The sequence below is a fragment of the Pseudooceanicola marinus genome, assembly GCF_020177265.1.
Taxonomy (GTDB): Bacteria; Pseudomonadota; Alphaproteobacteria; order Rhodobacterales; family Rhodobacteraceae; genus Pseudooceanicola; species Pseudooceanicola marinus_A.
In genome coordinates this window covers 232,490-251,469 of sequence record NZ_JAIVMC010000001.1, presented here as the reverse complement: position 1 = coordinate 251,469, position 18,980 = coordinate 232,490, and the positions used below count along the sequence as shown (strand labels likewise).

The 18,980-nt window shown below is 68.5% G+C and carries 14 protein-coding genes; 11 read left to right on the top strand and 3 right to left on the bottom strand.

What is annotated here, in order from left to right; translation table 11 throughout:
- The first annotated feature begins 2 nt into the window (after nt 1-2).
- The 6 genes from LC066_RS01200 to LC066_RS01175 all read left to right on the top strand — a co-directional run bounded on the left by LC066_RS01200 (nt 3) and on the right by LC066_RS01175 (nt 8,958).
- Nucleotides 3-2,498: a penicillin acylase family protein gene (locus LC066_RS01200; protein ID WP_224896206.1), complete on the top strand. Its 2,496-nt coding sequence runs from the start codon at nt 3-5 to the stop codon at nt 2,496-2,498.
- A 194-nt stretch (nt 2,499-2,692) separates the two neighbouring features.
- Entirely contained in the window at nt 2,693-4,069 is a 1,377-nt protein-coding gene (gene trkA / locus LC066_RS01195; RefSeq protein WP_222480206.1) for a Trk system potassium transporter TrkA, read from the top strand.
- 106 nt (nt 4,070-4,175) lie between these two features.
- Entirely contained in the window at nt 4,176-5,633 is a 1,458-nt protein-coding gene (locus LC066_RS01190) for a TrkH family potassium uptake protein (RefSeq protein WP_224896703.1), read from the top strand.
- 135 nt (nt 5,634-5,768) lie between these two features.
- Nucleotides 5,769-6,008: an RNA chaperone Hfq gene (gene hfq, locus LC066_RS01185; protein ID WP_085890017.1), complete on the top strand. Its 240-nt coding sequence runs from the start codon at nt 5,769-5,771 to the stop codon at nt 6,006-6,008.
- Nucleotides 6,005-7,279: a GTPase HflX gene (gene hflX / locus LC066_RS01180; RefSeq protein WP_222480201.1), complete on the top strand. Its 1,275-nt coding sequence runs from the start codon at nt 6,005-6,007 to the stop codon at nt 7,277-7,279. The genes hfq and hflX overlap by 4 nt, the downstream gene beginning before the upstream one ends.
- A gap of 221 nt (nt 7,280-7,500) precedes the next feature.
- Complete coding sequence (locus tag LC066_RS01175) at nt 7,501-8,958, top strand: trehalase family glycosidase (RefSeq protein WP_224896205.1); 1,458 nt, start codon at nt 7,501-7,503, stop codon at nt 8,956-8,958.
- A gap of 13 nt (nt 8,959-8,971) precedes the next feature.
- Here LC066_RS01175 and LC066_RS01170 read toward each other — a convergent pair whose 3' ends face one another.
- Nucleotides 8,972-9,436, bottom strand: coding sequence for a DNA polymerase III subunit chi (locus LC066_RS01170; protein WP_224896204.1), 465 nt, complete (start codon nt 9,434-9,436; stop codon nt 8,972-8,974).
- 4 nt (nt 9,437-9,440) lie between these two features.
- On the bottom strand, nt 9,441-10,910 hold the full coding sequence (locus LC066_RS01165; RefSeq protein ID WP_224896203.1) for a leucyl aminopeptidase: 1,470 nt from the start codon (nt 10,908-10,910) through the stop codon (nt 9,441-9,443).
- A gap of 290 nt (nt 10,911-11,200) precedes the next feature.
- Between LC066_RS01165 and lptF the strand changes: the two genes are divergently transcribed.
- The 5 genes from lptF (at nt 11,201) to rsmA (ending at nt 17,933) form a co-directional block, all read left to right on the top strand.
- Nucleotides 11,201-12,358: an LPS export ABC transporter permease LptF gene (gene lptF / locus LC066_RS01160; RefSeq protein WP_224896202.1), complete on the top strand. Its 1,158-nt coding sequence runs from the start codon at nt 11,201-11,203 to the stop codon at nt 12,356-12,358.
- Nucleotides 12,355-13,470, top strand: a complete 1,116-nt coding sequence (gene lptG / locus LC066_RS01155; protein WP_224896201.1) for an LPS export ABC transporter permease LptG — start codon at nt 12,355-12,357, stop codon at nt 13,468-13,470. Before lptF ends, lptG begins: the two co-directional genes overlap by 4 nt.
- Nucleotides 13,471-15,651 carry an LPS-assembly protein LptD gene (locus LC066_RS01150; protein ID WP_224896200.1) on the top strand — a complete coding sequence of 727 codons (2,181 nt, stop codon included), beginning with the start codon at nt 13,471-13,473 and terminating at the stop codon, nt 15,649-15,651.
- Nucleotides 15,652-15,818: 167 nt separating this feature from the next.
- On the top strand, nt 15,819-17,087 hold the full coding sequence (locus tag LC066_RS01145) for a peptidylprolyl isomerase (protein WP_224896199.1): 1,269 nt from the start codon (nt 15,819-15,821) through the stop codon (nt 17,085-17,087).
- Between the two features lie 3 nt (nt 17,088-17,090).
- A complete protein-coding gene (gene rsmA, locus LC066_RS01140) occupies nt 17,091-17,933 on the top strand; it encodes a 16S rRNA (adenine(1518)-N(6)/adenine(1519)-N(6))-dimethyltransferase RsmA (protein ID WP_224896198.1) in 843 nt (280 codons plus the stop codon).
- 150 nt (nt 17,934-18,083) lie between these two features.
- On the opposite strand, the gene LC066_RS01135 is transcribed toward rsmA, so the two are convergent.
- Nucleotides 18,084-18,869: a DUF4167 domain-containing protein gene (locus LC066_RS01135; RefSeq protein ID WP_224896197.1), complete on the bottom strand. Its 786-nt coding sequence runs from the start codon at nt 18,867-18,869 to the stop codon at nt 18,084-18,086.
- Nucleotides 18,870-18,980: the final 111 nt, after the last annotated feature.

Genomic DNA, 18,980 nt, shown 5'->3' with positions numbered 1-18,980 from the left:
GCATGACACTCCTGTTCCGCTGGCTGCTCCGCCTGGCCGGAGGCCTCGTCTTTCTCTCCGTCGTGGTGATCGCGGGGATCTACTATCTCGCCGCGCGATCTCTGCCGGAATACGACAAGACGCTGACCGTCGAGGGGCTGTCCGCCCCGCTGGAGATCGTGCGCGACACAGCGGACGTGCCGCATATCTTCGGGCAAAGCGACGAGGATGTCTTTTTCGGCCTGGGCTACGCCCATGCGCAGGACCGGCTGTGGCAGATGATGACCCTGCGACGCACCGCCCAGGGGCGCCTGTCGGAGGTCTTCGGCCTGCGCACCCTGCCCGTCGACCGGATCATGCGCCGCTTCGACCTTTACCGGCTGGCGATCGAGTCGGTCCCCGACCAGGACGCGCGCACCCGCGCCGCCCTGACCGCCTATGCAGCAGGCGTCAACGCCCGGCTGACCGAGATCAACGAGGATGCCCTGGGCCGCGGCGCGCCGGAGATGTTCCTGTTCAACGCCCCCGTCGCCCCCTGGCAGCCCGCCGATTCCATCGCGATCGGCAAGCTGATGGCCGTGCAGCTGTCCGGCGCGCTGGACAGCGAGGTGGAACGTGCCCGCGTCTCCCTGGCGCTGCCCGAGGCCGACATGCTCGCCGACATCCTGCCCGATGCGCCGGGGCCCGCGATCGCCGCGCCCGACTATGCCTCGCTGATGCCCGAGGGCAGCCTGACCCGGTTCGCCGCACTGGAGGCCCCCGTGCCCGGGATGACCGCCCAGGGCCTGCCGGAAACTGGCCTCTCGCCCTTCCCGGCCCGCGACATGGCCGGCGCCTCCAACGCCTTTGCCGCCGCGCCCGCGCGCTCGGCCACCGGCGGCACGCTGCTGGCCAATGACCCGCACCTGGGCTTCACCGCGCCGGCGATCTGGTATCTTGCTCGGATGGAGCTGCAACAGGGCGGCGTCATCGGCGCCACCATCCCCGGCCTGCCCTCGATCCTGTCGGGGCGGTCACATTTCCTGGGCTGGGGGCTGACCTCCTCCTACCTCGACGATCTCGACGTCTACATGGAAGAGGTGAACCCCGAAAACCCGGAGGAATATCGCACGCCCGACGGCTGGGCGCCCTTCCGCACCCGGCAGTCGATCATCAACGTGAAGGACGCCGCGCCCGTCACCCTGACCCTGCGCTGGACGGAAAACGGCCCCGTCATGCCCGGCAGCCACTACAAGCTGGCCTCGGTCACGCCCTCAGGCCACGTCGCCTCCGTCGCCTGGACGGCGCTGTCGCCCGATGACACCACGGTCACCGCCGGGGTCGAGCTGATGTATGCCCGCAATGTCGAGGAGGCCATCGACGCCGGGCGCTATCACATCGCTCCGTCGCAGAACCTGACGCTGGCCGATGCCGCGGGGATCGGGTTCAAGACCATCGGCGCCATGCCCGCCCGCGATATCCGCCACGACAGCCAGGGCCGCCTGCCGTCACTGGGCTGGAAGCCGGAAAACCGCTGGCAAGGCCTGCTGCCCTACGAGGACAACCCGGAGTTCATCGACCCCGAGGGTGGCCTGCTGGGCAATACCAACAACAAGTTCGTCGACCGCCCCTTCCCCGAGCACGTCAGCTTCGACTGGGGCGACACGCAGCGCATCCATCGCTGGCAGCGCCTGATGCAGACGCGGCAGGTGCACACCCGCGACAGCTTCATCGAGGCGCAGCTGGATACCGTCTCCTTCACCGCCCGGTCGCTGCTGCCGCTCATCGGCCGCGACCTGTGGTTCACCGGCGATGCGGCCCCCGAAGGCACGCCGGAACGGCTGCGCCAGGATGCGCTGACCCTGCTGGCCAACTGGAACGGCGAGATGAACGAACATCTGCCCGAGCCGCTGCTGTACGCCACCTGGCTGCGCACCCTGCAGGAGAAGCTGATCCGCGACGAACTGGGCCCGGTGGCCGATGACTTCACCCATGTCGATCCGGTCTTCATCGAGCGGGTCTTCCGCGACATCGACGGCGCCGCGCGTTGGTGCGACGTCCTGCAATCCACGGTGACCGAAACCTGCGCCGACGTCTCGCGCCAGGCGCTGGATGCCGCCCTGCTGGAGATCTCGGAACGCTACGGCGAGAACCTGGAAAGCCTCCGCTGGGGTGATCTGCACCAGGCGACCCACGACCACCCGGTCCTGGGCGAGGTGCCGGTGCTGCGCCATTTCGTCAACATCCGCCAAAGCACCTCGGGCGGGGACAACACGCTGATGCGCGGGCTGACCAAGGGCACCGGGCCGAACCCTTACCTGAACGTGCATGGCGCGGGCTACCGTGGGGTCTACGATTTCGCCGATCCCGACAGTTCGGTCTTCATCACCGCCACGGGACAGTCGGGGCATTTCCTGTCGCGCCACTACGACGACCTCGGCGAACGCTGGCGGCGCGGGGAATACATCCCCATGTCGCTGGACGAGGCACTGGCGCGCGCCGCCGCCGTGGGCGTCACCCGCCTGCGCCCGGCGCGCTAACCGCCCCCACGGCCTGCGCTCCTGCGCCCTGCCCCGCGCCCGTTTCCGGCCCATCGCGGCCCATCCATTGGCCCTGCCGCCGCCCCCGCCCGCCGCGGCGGGGGAATTGAATTGACCCTTTTGGGGCAACCTGCCATGCAGGTCATTCAGAACGGACGTTCGGCGACACGAGCGACAAGACGGGATCGGGACCCATGAAAGTCATCATCTGCGGTGCGGGCCAGGTCGGCTGGCAGATCGCGCGGCATCTTTCCGGTGAAAACAACGACGTGACCGTCGTCGACAACAACCCCGACCTGGTGCGGCGCGCAACGGATACGCTGGACGTGCGGGGGATCGCGGGCTTTGCCTCCTACCCCGATATCCTGGACCAGGCCGGCGCGCGCGACGCCGACATGATCATCGCCGCCACCTTTTCGGACGAGGTGAACATGGTCACCTGCCAGGTGGCGCATTCGGTCTTTTCGGTGCCGCGCAAGATCGCCCGCCTGCGGGCGCGCAGCTACCTCGACGCCATCTATTCCGACCTCTACCGCCGCGACCACATGCCGATCGACGTTGTGATCTCGCCCGAGCTGGAGGTGGCAGAGGCCGCGTTGCAGCGCCTGGCGGCGCCGGCGGCCTTCGACGTGGAACAGTTCCTCGGCGGGCGCGCGCAGCTTCTTGGGATCCAGATCGACGGCGACTGCCCGGTGGTCAACACGCCCCTACGCCAGCTGACCGACCTCTTCTCGACCCTGCGGGCCGTGGTCGTGGGCATCCGCCGCGACGGGCGCCTCTTCGCGCCCGAGGCCGACGACCAGATCTTCCCCGCAGACGAATGCTATGTCTGCGTCCATTCCGAGGACGTGTCGCGCTGCCTGGAGGTCTTCGGCAAGTCGAACAAGCAACAGGACCGCGTGGTGATCCTGGGCGGCGGCAACGTCGGCCAGACCGTGGCCAAGCGGCTGGAAAGCCAGAGCCGCCGCATCCGCGCCAAGGTGATCGAGAAAAGCCGCAAGGTGGCCGAACGGGCCGCCGACGTGCTGGAACGGACCATCGTGCTGAACGGCGACGGGCTCGACAGCGCGCTGCTGGCCGAGGCGGGCATCGCCCGCGCCGACGCGGTGCTGTGCATCACCGATGACGACAAGACCAACATGCTGGCCGCCGTGCGGGCCAAGAACCTGGGCTGCCCGATGGCCATCGCCCTGATCAACGACCCCACCCTGGTGCCGCTGATGGGTCCCCTGGGCATCGACGCCTACATCAACCCGCGCGCCACCACCGTCAGTTCGATCCTGCGCCACATCCGGCACGGGCGCGTGCGCGGCGTCTATTCCATCGGCGACGCCGAGGCCGAGGTCATCGAGGCGGAGGTGCTGTCGACCTCGCCCATGTCCGGCAAACCCATCCGCGACATCGCCTTCCCCGAAGGCGTGCTGGTCGGTGCCGTGCTGAAGGGCGAGAAGGTCCTGCGCCCGCAGGCCGATCTGGTGATCGACGAGGGCGACACCATCGTCCTCTTCGCGCTGTCGGCGGACGTGCCGGAGGTGGAGCGCCTGCTGCAGGTCTCCATCGACTACTTCTAGGACCGGGCCGGTGCGCGCCGCCTCCCCGTCCAATGCCCGCGGGCTGCGTCCCCTCCTGGAGGGGCAGCCCCTGTTCCTCGTCCTGTTCGCGCTGCTGTCGCTGTCGATGCTGGTGCCGGCGGGCCTGGCCCTGGGGGTCGAGGATTTCTCCACCGCGCGGCACTTTTTCTACACCGCGCTTCTGGGCACCGCGCTGGCGGTGATGATCGGTCTCGCGCGCGGCGCCCGCCCCGAGGAAACGACGGGCCGCGCCGATCTGCTGGCGCTTCTGTCGCTCTTCGCGGCCTTCCTGGTGCTGCCGCTGCTGCTGGCCGTGCCCTTTGCCGAGAGCCTGCCGAACACTCACTTCATCAACGCCTACGTGGAGATGGTATCGTCCTTCACCACCACCGGCATGACCTTCTTCGACGATCCGCGCCGGCTGAACGCGCCGCTACACCTGTGGCGAGCCCAGGTGGCCTGGATGGGCGGCTTCATGATCTGGGTCTGCGCCGCCGCCGTGATGGCGCCGCTGTCGCTCGGCGGGTTCGAGATCACCGCCGCCGGCCGGGACGAGACGACGACCCGCATGGCCCGCTTCCAGCGCGCCGGCGTCATGCGCCGGGTGATCCGCGGCGCGATCCAGCTGGGGCCGATCTACGTCGGGCTGACCTTCGCGCTTTGCGTGCTGCTGCTGATCGCCGGCGACCGGCCGCTGGTCGCGCTGATGCATGCCATGGCCACCATGTCGACCTCGGGCATCAGCCCCGTGGGCGGCCCGTCGCACTCGGGCTCGGGCGTGCTTGGCGAGGTCTTCATCGCGCTCTTCCTGCTGTTTGCCCTGTCACGCGTGGCGTTCTCCTCGGACACGGTGACGGCGCGCATCGGCCTGCACAAGGACCCGGAGTTCCGCGTCGGCCTGTCGCTGGTCGCCGTGGTGCCGCTGCTGCTGTTCCTGCGTCACTGGATCGGGGCCTTCGACGTGCAGGCCGCCGATGATCTGGGGCTGGGCTTCGGCGCGCTCTGGGGCGCGGTCTTCACCGTGCTGTCTTTCCTGACGACGACCGGCTGGGAAAGCCAGCAGTGGCAGACCGCGCAGGACTGGTCGGGGTTGACGACGCCGGGCATGGTCCTGATGGGGCTGTCGATGATCGGCGGCGGCGTGGCCACGACCGCGGGGGGCGTGAAACTGCTGCGGGTCTACACGCTCTACCTCCAGGGGCGGCGCGAGATGGACCGGCTTGTGCACCCCTCTTCGGTCTCGGGCAGCGGCATAACCGGGCGCCGTATCCGCCGCCACGGCGCCTTCCAGGCCTGGGTCTTCTTCATGCTCTTCGCCATCGTGCTGGCCAGTTCGATGACCCTGCTGGCGCTCTTCGGGATCAACTTCGAGGAGGCCACGGTGCTGTCGGTCGCGGCCCTGGCCAATGCCGGGCAGCTGACGGTGACGGGCGGCGCCGAACCGGTGGCCCTGCTGGAGCTGTCGAGCGCCGCCAAGCTGACGCTTTGTGCGGTGATGATCATGGGGCGGCTGGAATTGCTGGCCATTCTGGCGCTTTTCAACCCGGACCTGTGGCGGGACTGACGCAATCGCGCGTTCGGGCGTTGAAAACCCAAAGATCGGGGGTGGAATCTTCCCCGTATGGCCCCCATACTCGATGCGTTAATTCTGCAAGAGCCGCGAACGGCAAATAATAAACGAAAAAAAGGCGTAACAAGAATGGCTTCCGATAGACAGAACCTTCAGGACGCATTCCTGAACCACGTTCGGAAAACCAAGGTTCCGGTAACGATTTTCCTGATCAACGGCGTGAAACTTCAGGGCGTGATCACCTGGTTCGACAATTTCTGCGTGCTGCTGCGCCGCGACGGCCAGGCACAGCTGGTTTACAAGCATGCGATCTCGACCATCATGCCCTCGCAGCCCATTTCCCTCTATGAAGGCGACGGCGACAATTGATCGGACATGAGACGGCGCCGACCCGCGCCTTCGTGATCCATCCCGAGTTCAAGGGAGAAGAGGCGCGTCACGCGCCCCTTTACGCATTGGCGGAGGCCGTGAGCCTCGCCCATGCCCTGCCCGGACTCGACGTGGTGGGCGAACAGCTGGTGCGGATCGCAACGCCCCAACCCAAAACCCTTTTCGGATCCGGCAAGGTCGAAGAGCTGAAGGCGACGCTGAAGGCGGCCGAGGCCGAACTGGTGCTGATCGACGGCCCCGTGTCGCCGAAGCAGCAGCGCAACCTGGAGAAGGCCTGGGACGTGAAGATCCTGGACCGCACCGGGCTGATCCTGGAAATCTTCTCGGACCGCGCGCGCACCCGCGAGGGCGTGCTTCAGGTGGAACTGGCCGCCCTCGGCTACCAGCGGACCCGCCTGGTGCGCGCCTGGACCCACCTGGAACGCCAGCGCGGTGGCCTCGGCTTCGTCGGTGGTCCCGGCGAAACCCAGATCGAGGCGGACCGCCGCGCCATCGACGACCAGATGGTGCGCCTGCGCCGCCAGCTGGAAAAGGTGGTGAAGACGCGCGAGCTGCACCGCGCCTCGCGCGCCAAGGTGCCCTTCCCGATCGTCGCCTTGGTGGGCTACACCAACGCCGGGAAATCCACGCTGTTCAACCGGCTGACCGGGGCGGACGTGCTGGCCAAGGACATGCTCTTTGCCACGCTGGACCCGACCATGCGCCGGGTGAAGCTGGAAACCGGGGCCGAGGTGATCCTTTCCGACACCGTGGGCTTCATCTCCGACCTGCCCACGCAATTGGTCGCGGCCTTCCGCGCCACGCTGGAAGAGGTGCTGGAGGCAGACCTGGTGCTGCACGTGCGCGACATCTCGCACCCCGAGACCCGCGAACAGAAGGCCGATGTCGAGGACATCCTGACCGACCTGGGCCTCAGCGAGGACGTGCCGGTGCTGGAGGTCTGGAACAAGATCGACCTGCTGCCTGAGGACGAAGAGGCGCGGCTGCTGACGGCGGCCGACCGCGATCCCAAGATCCTGCCGATCTCCGCCATCACCGGCGCGGGCCTCGACGCGATGCTGACCGAGGTCACCCGCGCGCTGGACGCCGACCGCCGGCGCGAGACGGTGGTCCTGCCCTACTCCGACGGCAAGCGCCGCGCCTGGGCCTTCAAGGAAGGCATCGTGCAGGCGGAACGCCAAACCGAGGACGGGGTGGAGCTGGACCTGCTGTGGACCGCACGCCAGGCGGAGCGGTTCTGGGCGCTGTGAGACCCCGGCCGCCGGCCTGATCTTCACACAACGATTGGCACGCCCGCAGCCCGCACGGAAGGCTGCGGGCGTCCTGCCTCTTGCGCCGGCATCACGCGCCGGCCCCGTGGTGCCGAGCCGCCCTCCGCCCGGCCCTCGGTTGCCCTTCCGCCCGCGCAGCCGATAGGCTCGGATCACACGCTACCGCCCCTCCGGCACGCAACCGAGCCACAGGAGCCCCCATGGAATACCTCGACCAGAGCCTGAAGGAGCTGTTCGTCGACCTGCATGTCTCCGGCCTCTGGCCGGATGAAAAGGTCATCTCCGACTCGATCCTGCTGGCCCCCGCCGAGGAGATCCGCGCCGCCTATGCCGCGGCGAAGGCTGCGGCAAGTGGCGCACCGGACCTGCGCGCCTTCTACGCCGCCTGGTTCCGCCCCGCGACGCCCGCGGGCGAAAGCTATCGCACCGATCCGGCCCACGGCGCGGCGCAGCACCTAGAGGCGGTCTGGCCGCATCTGACCCGCCCCGCCGACGACCCCGCCGAACGCTCGACCCGCGTGCCGCTGCCGCACCCCTACGTGATCGCCGGCGGGCGGTTCCAGGAGGCTTATTACTGGGACAGCTACTTCACCTGCCTCGGCCTGCTGCGCAGCGGGCGCCAGGCGCTGGTGCGCGACATGCTGGACAATTTCGCCCATGCCATCGGGCAGTTCGGCTTCATCCCCAATGGCTTCCGCAGCTACTTCCTCACCCGCTCGCAGCCGCCCTTCTTCGCCAGCATGGTCGCCGATTACGGTGACGCCATCGGCGACCGGGCGGGCGTGCTGCAACATTACCTGGCGCCCATGGCCCGGGAGTATGCCTATTTCTGCGCGCCGCACCGGGGCACCGGCGATCTGACGACCTACTGGGACGAGGGCACCGGCCCCCGGATCGAGATGTACGGCACCGACCTGGACTGGACCGAACACGCCAGCCGCCATCTAGGCTTCTTCCGCGACCTGCGCGCCGCCTGCGAAAGCGGCTGGGACTTCTCCTCCCGCTGGCTGAAGGACCCGATGGACCTGGGCACGATCCGCACGACGGAAATCTTCCCCGTCGACCTGAACGCGATCCTGCTGGAGATGGAGCGGCTGCTGGCAGAGGCCTACGGGGCCGCGGGGCGCGACGAGGACGCGGCGACCATGGAGGCCACGGCCGAGCGACGCGCGGCGGCGATCCGCGATCATTGCTTCTGCCCCGAGCGTGGCTATTTCTTCGACCTGCACCGGGACGAGGGGCTGCTGTCGGTGACCAGTGCCGCCGGTCTCTTCCCGCTCTGGGCCGGGGCCGCGAGCCAGGCCCAGGCCGACCAAGCCGCCGCCTGGGCCGAGGCGCATCTGCTGCGGCCCGGCGGGCTGGTGACCACCGACATCGACAGTGGCCAGCAATGGGACAGCCCGAACGGCTGGGCGCCGCTGCAATGGATCGCGGTGCAGGGGCTGCGCCACTACGGCCATCATGGGCTGGCGGACACGCTCCGCGACCGCTGGCTGGCGACCTGCGATGCCGTCTTCAACGCCACCGGAAAGTTCGTCGAGAAATACAACGTCCTGGACCCTCTGGCCCCCAGCGGGGGCGGCGAATACGAGCTTCAGGACGGTTTCGGATGGAGCAACGGGGTCTACATCGCGCTGGCGGCGGAGCGCGCCGCCTGAGGGCGCGCGATGCCTATTTCCCCGCGCTCTCCGCCTTCTTTTCCCAGCGGCCGGATTCCTCGGACCAGTAGACGGCGGCGCAGCCCGCGCCGGTCAGGGCTTTCCACTGCACGCGGGCCTGCTGCACCGCGGGGTCGTCATGCCCGTCAAACAGGATGCAGGCCCGTTTCACGCCGCTCACCTCTTCGGGTTCCAGCGCGGCGCCGTCGATGGTCACCAGGCAATCCGGCGCATTGGCGGGCTGGCCGAGGGTCAGCAGGACGGGTTGCAGCTCTGCATGGGGATCCTTGTCCTGGCCATGCGGCAGGAACCCCTCTTCGGGCCCCAGCCACAGCTTCTGGTCCAGCCAGTTCAGCCGGTCGGCATCCTGCCCGCGCACCGCCACGCGCCAGCCGGCGGCCAGCGCGCGCGGCAGCAGGTTCTGCAGCGCCCCGTCCACGGTGGACCGGGTCAGGTGGTAGAAATAGACCTCGCCCAAGGGCTCAGCCCTCCCCGCGTTCAAAGGCGTCGGCAACCAGCCGGTTCAGCGCCAGAACACCCCAGCCGGTGGCCCCGGCGGGGGCCAGATCCGTGCCCGCCTTGATCGAGGCGGTGCCGGCGATGTCGAGGTGGATCCAGGGCGTTTCGTCCTTCACGAAGCGTTTCAGGAACTGCGCCGCGGTGACCGAGCCCGCGGGGCGCCCGCCGAGGTTCTTCATGTCGGCGATGCGGCTTTTCAGCTGGTCGTCGTAGCCCTGCGCCAGCGGCATCCGCCAAGCACCTTCGCCTTCGCTGCCCGCCGCCTTCAGGAACTCACCGCAGAAGTCGTCCTCGTTGGCATAGACCGCTGTCATCTCATGACCCAGGGCGATGATCGCAGCCCCGGTCAGCGTGGCCAGGTCGATCATCCCCGCAGGCTTGAAGCGATCCTGCGCGTACCACATCACGTCGGCCAGGACGAGGCGCCCCTCTGCGTCGGTGGAGATCACCTCGACCGTGTCGCCCTTCATCGTCGTCAGCACGTCACCGGGGCGATAGGCATTGCCCGCGGGCATGTTCTCGACCAGCCCCACGAGGCCCACGACATTGGCCTGGGCCTTGCGCAAGGCCAGGGTCTTCATCACGCCGGCGACGGTGCCCGCGCCGCCCATGTCCATGGTCATGTCTTCCATGCCGCCCACGGGTTTCAGGCTGATGCCACCGGTGTCGAAGACCACGCCCTTGCCGACCAGGGCCAGGGGCGCGGCATCCTTTGCCCCCCCTTTCCACTGCATCACCACCACCTTCGACGGCGTGACCGAGGCCTCGCCCACGGCCAGCAGGGCGCCCATGCCCAGCTCGCGCAGGGCCGGTTCCTCCAGAACCTCGACCTCCAGACCCAGAGAGTGTAGCTCGGCCAGCTGGTCAGCAAAGGCCTGCGTTGTCAGCACGTTGGCCGGGGCATTGACCAGATCGCGGGTGAAGAAGACGCCCTGGGCCAGCGCGTCCACGGCCCCCGCCTCCGGCAGCGGCGCGGCGCACATCATTGTGACGGCGCCCTTGGGATCGGCCTTGGTGGTCTTCTGCGCGTCGTAATCGTAGGCGCGCAGGCTCAGGCCCAGGGCCAGCTCTTCGGGCGCCTTGAGGTTGCCCGCCAGAACCAGCATGCCCGCCTTGTCCAGCAACTTGCCCAGCTTGGCGCCGGTGCGTCGTGCCAGCGCCGCCTCAGGCTTCTTCGGCAGGATCACCACGTCCAGCGCCTCGGCGGCGAGGCCCTGGGGCCATGCCAGGGTGATCACCTCCCCCGGCTTGCGATCGGCCCAGCTCTCGGCCTCGGTCAGCCGCGAAATGGCGCCGCGCGTCAGCTTGTTCACCCGCCGCACCGGCGCCGTCATCTTGCCCTCGGGTTCGATCACCAGGGCAATGCGGCCCGGACGCGTGGCCAGGTCGGTCAGATCGGTTTCGGCGAATGTCAGGACAACGGGATCAGTCACGGGTGTCTTCCTTCCGGATCAGGTGAGCGGCCGGGTCTTTGGGCGGACGGCAGCAAGACGCGGGCCGCGTCCCGGCCCGCCCGGCGCCCGCCGTCCCCGGCTTTGCGGCGAAGCTAGCCTGCCACTGCCGCAATGACCAGAATGCAGTTTTCCCGGCCGGGGAAACCCGCTAGACTTTCCTCCACGCGGAGCGCCGGGGGGCGACCCGCTGCTGCCTGTGTCTGCTGCGGCGGACCGAATAGATCAAAGAACGAAGGGCCGACGAGACGCGGCCGCCTTGGGGGGTGCGCGTGGCGCGATTCGACAGATATATCCTGTCGCAGCTGATGATGCTCTTCGGGTTCTTCGCCCTGGTCCTGGTGGCGATCTACTGGATCAACTCGGCCGTGCGTCTGTTCGATCAGCTCATCGCGGACGGGCAATCCGCCGCCGTCTTCCTGGAATACACCGCGCTGACCCTGCCCAACGTGATCCGGCAGATCCTGCCGATGGCCGTCTTCGCCGCCGCCGTCTACGTGACCAACCGGCTCAGCTCCGAATCCGAACTGGTGGTGATGCAGGCCACCGGGTTCTCTCCCTGGCGACTGGCGCGCCCGGTCCTGTGGTTCGGCCTGATCACCGCGCTGATGATGTCGATGCTGACCCATCTGCTGGTGCCGATGAGCCATGCGGAGATCGAGCGGCGCGACCAGGAGATTTCGCAGAACGTCACCGCGCGGATGCTGACGGAGGGCACCTTCCTGCACCCGGCGGCGGGCATCACATTCTACATCCGGGCGATCGACGCCGACGGCACGCTGCACGATGTCTTCCTGTCCGATCGCCGCGACAGCGAGGAGGTGCAGACCTTCTCCGCCGCCCGCGCCTACCTGGTCAATGCCAACGAGGACCCGGAGCTGCCGGCCGATCCGAAGCTGGTGATGATCGACGGGCTGGCGCAGAGCCTGACCCTGGCCACCAATCGCCTCTACACCACCCATTTCCAGGACTTCGCCTACGATCTCGGCGCGTTGATCGACACCTCGGGCGCGGTACGCTACGGGCTGCGCGACCTGTCGACCTTCGAGCTGCTGCTGACCCCGGAAGAGGCGGCGCTGCGCACCAGGTCCACCCCCGGCCGCGCCATCGAGGAGGGCAACGACCGCATCGCCCAGGCCCTGCTGTGCCTGGTGGCGGCGCTGATCGGATTCTCGGCGCTGCAGATCGGCAGTTTCTCCCGCTTCGGGGTCTGGCGGCAGATCATCTTCGCCATCCTGCTGCTGGTGGTGGTGAAATTCGTCGAGGGCAACGTGACCGACACCGTGCGCCGGGATGGCACGCTCTGGCCACTGCTGTACCTGCCCTCGGCCACGGGGATGGTGATCTCCATCCTGCTGCTGTGGTGGGCCGGCCGCGCCCGCCGTCCGCGCCGCCCGCGGGGTGACACCGGGCTGGGGGCGGCCGCATGATCCTGCACGCCTATTTCGCCCGCCGCTTCGCCCGCAGCTTTGCCATGGTCTTCGGCATCTTCTTCCTGCTGTCGTCGATGATCGACCTGGCGGAACAGGTGCGGCGGATGTCCAGCTATGACGTGAACCTGGGCCAGATCATTGGCCTGGTGCTGCTGAACGCGCCGCGCGGCCTGTATGAAATCCTGCCGCTGATCATGATCCTGGCGACGGTGGCGCTGTTCATCAGCCTGTCGCGGTCCTCGGAACTGGTCGTGGCCCGCGCCACCGGGCGCTCGGCGCTGAAGACCCTGCTGGCGCCCCTGGGCGTGGCGCTGGTGATCGGCATCGTGGCCGTGGCCATGTTCAACCCGATCGTCGCCTCCACGTCGAAACGCTACAACGACGTCTCCGAGGGCTACCGCTCGGGCGGGCGCGACACGCTGTCGGTCTCCGCCGAGGGGCTGTGGCTGCGCCAGGGCGGTGACGAGGGGCAGACGGTGATCCGCGCCGCGCGGTCCAACCCGCAGGCGACCGAACTTTACGACGTCACCATGATCTCCTACGCGCCGCTCGGCCCCAATGGCGAGGAAGGCGGCCCGCTGCGCCGCATCGAGGCCGGCCATGCGCAACTGGTGCAGGGCGCCTGGGAGCTGGACAATGTGAAGATCTGGCCTCTCGCCAACGGCATCAACCCCGAGGCCGAGGCTGAAACCCACGGCCACTACTCCCTGCCCTCGACCCTGACCGAGGAGCGCATCCGCGACAGTTTCGGCGACCCGTCGGCGATCCCGGTCTGGGAGCTTCCCTCCTATATTTCGCAACTCGAACAGGCCGGGTTCTCCGCCCGGCGACATGCCGTATGGTTCAACATGGAACTGGCCCGCCCTCTGTTCCTGCTGGCGCTGGTCGTGGTTTCGGCGGCCTTCACCATGCGTCCCGCGCGCTTTGGCAAGACCGGGCAATCGGTGCTGATCGCCATCCTGCTGGGCTTCACCCTTTACTACATTCGCAACTTCGCGCAGGTGCTGGGCGAGAACGGGCAGATCCCCGTCCTCCTGGCCGCCTGGGCGCCCCCTGTGGCGGCGCTGCTGCTGTCCACAGGGCTTTTGCTACAGATGGAGGACGGATAGATGGCCGCCCCCTTTGCCCGCCTGCGCCACGCTCCCCGTGCCGCCGCCCTGGCGCTGGCCCTTGCGGCCCTGACCACGCTGCCGCGCCCGGCCCTGGCGGCCGATCCGGCGATGCTGATCGCCGACCAGGTTTATCTTGCGGGCAACGACCGCATCGTGGCCGAGGGCAATGTCGAGGCGCTTCAGGGCGGCACCCGCCTGACCGCCACGCGCATCAGCTTCGACCAGGCCGAGGGCACCTTGCAGGTCGACGGCCCGATCCGCATCACCGAGGAAGGGGGCGACACGCTGATCGTGGCCGATGCCGCCGAACTGGACGCCGAGCTGCGCAACGGGCTTCTCTCGGGCGCGCGCATGATGCTGTCCAGCCAGGTGCAACTGGCCGCCGCGCAGCTGAGCCGCAGCGAGGATCGCTACAACTCGCTCTACAAGGCCACCGTATCCTCCTGCCAGGTCTGCGAGACCGGCAAGCCGCCGCTGTGGCAGATCCGCGCCAAGCGGGTGACCCACGACGAGGCGGAGGGCCAGCTCTATTTCGACGAGGCGCGGTTCGAGGTGATGGGCGTGCCGCTGCTCTACCTGCCGCACCTGCGCATGCCCGATCCCAGCCAGACCCGCGCCACGGGCTTCCTGATCCCCTCGATCAAGCGGAACTCCCTGCTGGGGACCGGGCTGAAACTGCCCTACTTCTGGGCCATCGACGACCAGCGCGACCTGCTGCTGACGCCCTACGTGTCGCAGAACACCAAGACGCTGGAGTTCCGCTATCGCCAGGCCTTCCGCACCGGCGCCATAGGCATCTCCGGGGCGCTGTCCAGCGATGACCTGATGACCGACGAGGACGCGCGCGGGTATATCGAGGCCGCGGGGCGGTTCGACCTGCCGCGGGATTACGTCCTGAGCTTCGACATCGAGGCGGTGGCGGATGACGCCTACCTGAACGACTACAACTATTCCGACAAGGACCGGCTGGACAGCCGGCTGGCGGTGGAACGGGCGCGGCGCGACGAATGGGCCTCGGTGGCGCTGACGCATTACTATTCGCTGCGCGAGGACGAGGACAATTCCACCCTGCCCTCGATCATCGGCGATGCCAGCTATGAACGCCGTTTCTTCCCCGACCGCACCGGGGGCGAGCTGCGACTGCGCACCGAGGCGCACAGCCATGTCCGCTATTCCCGCGATGACACCGACGGGCCCGATGCCGACAGCGTGGTCGACGGGCGCGATGTCACCCGGCTGACTGTCAGCGCCGACTGGCGGCGCTGGTTCACCCTGCCCGCCGGGATCCGTGCCGAGGTGATGACCGGCGTCGCCGCGGACGCCTTCCACACCGTGCAGGACGTGACCCTGCCCTCCGATCAGACCGGTGTGACGCCGACCACCGCGCTGACCCTGCGCTGGCCCATGTCGCGGTCGACCGCCGCAGGGGCGACACAGGTGATCGAGCCGGTGGCCCAGATCGCCTGGTCCGGCGGGAGCGACCTGGAGGTGGCCAACGACGAAAGCACCCGGCTGGAATTCGACGAAGGCAACCTGCTGGGCCTGACCCGTTTCACCGCGCCCGACCGGCGCGAACGGGGCTGGCGCGGCGCCTACGGCATCTCCTGGGCCCACTATGATCCCTCCGGCTGGCAAGGCCGGCTGGTGCTGGGCCAGGTGGTGCAGGAAAACCCCGACCCGGCCTTCTCGACCACCTCCGGTCTCAGCGGCGAGGTCTCGGACCTGCTGGTGGCCGGGCAGATCGCGGGCCCGGACGGTTGGTCGCTGGCGGCCCGCGGGCTCTTCTCCGACGCGCTCGACCCGTCCAAGGCCGAGGCCCGCGCCGCCTGGGAGAATGATCGCGCCGCCATCGCCGCCGCCTATGTCTGGCTGGGCAACGATCTGGCGGAAGACCGGCCCAACGTGATCTCCGAATGGCTGCTCGACGGCGACTACCGCTGGAACGACAGCTGGCTGACCTCCGCCAACTTCCGCTACGACGTGGCCGATGACCGCCTGGCCGAGGCCGGGCTGGGCGTGACCTGGTCGAACGAATGCGTCGATGTCTCGGTCGCCATGTCGCGCAGCTTCGCCTCCTCCACCGTGCTGTCGCCCTCCACCGACTTCAGCTTCACCATCGGCCTGCGCGGCTTCTCCGCCTCCTCGGGCGGCAGCGCCCGGGCGAAATCCTGCAGCTAGGCCGCCGGAGAAAGACGCAGGCGAAGAACGGCACGTCCGGGGCAGGAAGCGATTGAGACGAGACGCGAAAACGATATAGATAGGGCAAGACGGCCAGCGCAGCCACGGCAGGCGCCCCGGCCGGTCCCGGCAGATGGCCCGGCCAGGGCAGAAAGAGACTTGAGGCAATGATCAGATCCGCACAGACCCGCCCGCATCTCCGCAAGGCCCTTTCGCAGGTCCGCGCCCTGGCGCGTCCCGCGGTGCTGGGCCTCGCCCTGACCCTGGGCCAGGTGCTGCCCGGCCAGGCCCAGAACTTCGGCCCGGTGATCCGCGTCAACGACAAGGTCATCACCGGCTACGAGCTGGACCAGCGGGCACGGATGCTGCAGGTGTTCAACGCGCCGGGCAACCCGCAGGACCTGGCCCGCGAACAGCTGATCGAGGACCGCCTGAAGGCTGGCGCCGCCGACCGTTTCGGGCTGACCGCCGACGCGGAGGAGGTCGAGGCCGGCATGACCGAATTCGCCGGCCGCGCCAACATGGAGCTGCCGCAGTTCATCCAGGCACTGTCGGGCGAAGGCGTATCGCAGCAGACCTTCCGAGATTTCGTCGCCTCCAATGTGGTCTGGCGCCAGGTCGTGCGCGGCCTCTTCGCCAGCCGCGTGTCGGTGACCGAGGAAGAGATTGACCGCGCCATCGCCACCCGCGGCCAGGAAAGCGGCGTGCAGGTGCTGATCTCCGAGATCTTCGTGCCGACCGCGCGCAACCCGCAGCAGGCGGCGCAGGTTGCCAACCAGATTTCCCAGATCACCACCGTCGATGCCTTCGCCCAGGCCGCGCGTCAGTATTCCGCCGCCCCCAGCCGGGACCAGGGCGGTCGCGTCAACTGGATGAGCGCCGCCAACCTGCCGCCCGCCCTGCGGCCGCAGATCATGGCCCTCAGCCCCGGACAGGTCACCCAGCCGATCGAGATCGACGGCGCGCTGGCCCTGTTCCAGCTGCGCGCCATCCAGGAGGCCAGCGCCTCCCGCCAGGGCTACTCGGAAATCGAATACGCCAGCTACTACATTGCCGGGGGCCGGTCCGAGGACGCCATGTCCACCGCCGCGAAGATCCGCGCGGAGATCGATACCTGCGATGACCTCTACGGCGTGGCCAAGGGCCAGCCTGAAGAGGTGCTGGAGCGTGTGACCCTCGCCCCCTCCGAGATCCCGCAGGACATCGGCATGGAACTGGCGAAGCTCGATGACAACGAGGTGTCCACCGCGCTGACGCGCAACAACGGCCAGACCCTGGTCCTGCTCATGCTCTGCAACCGCACCCCCGAAGGCGTGCCGGACGAGGACGAGATCGACCGCAACGCCGTGCGGACCCAGCTGCAGAACGCCCGCCTGGGCTCCTACGCCGAGGGCTACCTGGCTCAGCTGCGCTCCGAAGCGCGCATCGTCGAGTAAGAAATGGCTGCCATCGACGGGCTACCGCCCCTGCGCGAAGTGATCGCGACCCATGGCCTGGCGGCGAAAAAGTCGCTGGGCCAGAACTTTCTCCTGGATCTGAACCTGACCGCCAAGATCGCCCGCCAGGCCGGGGATCTTGAGGGCTGCGACGTGCTGGAGGTCGGCCCCGGCCCTGGCGGCCTGACCCGCGGCCTGCTGGCCGAGGGCGCGCGCAAGGTGCTGGCGATCGAGAAGGACGCCCGTTGCCTGCCCGCCCTGGCCGAGATCGGGGCGCAGTATCCGGGCCGCCTGCAGGTGATCGAGGGCGACGCCCTGGAGATCGACCCGCTGGAGCATCTGACGCCGCCGATCCGCGTGGCGTCCAACCTGCCCTACAACGTGGGCACCGAACTACTGGTGCGCTGGCTGACCCCACCGGAATGGCCACCCTTCTGGGAGAGCCTGACCCTGATGTTCCAGCGCGAGGTTGCCGAACGCATCGTGGCGCAACCCGGCTCCAAGGCCTATGGCCGACTGGCGCTGCTGGTGTCCTGGCGGGCCGAGGCGCGCATCGCGCTTTCGCTGCCGCCCGAGGCTTTCACCCCGCCGCCCAAGGTCTCCTCGGCCGTGGTCCATGTGACCGCCCTGCCCGAGCCCCGCTATCCCGCCGATCCCAAGGTGCTGGAGCGCGTGGTGGCCAAGGCCTTCAATCAGCGCCGCAAGATGCTGCGTGCGGCCCTGAAGGGGCTGGCGCCTGACCTGGAGGACAGGCTGCTGGCCTCGGGCATCAAGCCGACCGACCGGGCAGAGACCGTGACGCTGGAGCAGTTCTGCGCCCTGGCCCGGAACGTCGCCGCCGTCTGAGCGGTGGTGACCGGCGGGGCCAGCCCCCGCGCGCACGGGGATATTTTCGGCAAAGAGAAGATGGGACGCGCCGCGCCGGCAAGATCCCCTGACCCCACGAGAAAGGGCGGCCCCGCGGGACCGCCCTTTTGCATCTGTAATCCGGATCGCTCAGCCTTCGACGGCGGCGGACCCCTCTTCGTTCGGCGTCTCGACCTGGGCATCGGCGGCCGGCTTCTTGGGGCTGCGCTTGCGCGGGGCGGGCTTGGTGCCGGCATCCTCGGGGGTTTCGACCAGCATCGAGCTGTCGTCACCGCTCATCTCGATGATGTCGTCGGAATTGCCGGACTTGGCGTTCCGCCCACGGGACGGCTTCGGCGCGGCCTCGACGTTGTCGTCGCCCGAACCGCCCTTGCGGCTGCGCGACCGCGAGCTGCGCGGCTTCTTCTCGGGCTTGTCGCCCTCGGCGGCCTCGGGCTGGGCCTGCGGCTTGTCCTGGCTCTTGCCGTCCTGCGCCTTGCCGTCGTCCTGGCCCTTCTGGCCGTCGTCGGCGCGGTTGTCCTGCCCCTTGCGGCCGCGGTCGTCAGATTTCCCGTCGCCCTTGCCATCGTCGCCACCGTTGTCGCGCTGCTCCTGGCGGGCGGCGCGTTCACGGTCCCGTTCGGCCTGGCGCTGACGGTTTTCCTGTTCCTGCTGCTCGCGGCGGTTGTCCTGCTCTTTCTGGGCTTCGCCCAGCATCCGCAGGTAGTGTTCCGCATGCTGCTGGAAGTTCTCGGTCGCGACGCGATCTCCGGCCAGCTGTGCATCGCGTGCCAGCTGGTTGTACTTCTCGATGATCTGCTGCGGCGTGCCGCGCACCTTGCCCTCCGGCCCCGAGGAGTCGAAGACGCGGTTGACGATATTGCCGACGGAACGGTTGCGCGACTTGCTGCGCGAACGTGATTTCGAAGATCTCATAAGGTCAGCTGTCCAGCCTTGTTCTGTCTAGGTGCCGCTGCGCTGTCTCGGCGCATCCTGCGTCGGATCTTTGCGAGCGGCTTCTCTCTGGCTTGGCATCCGGGGGGCGCG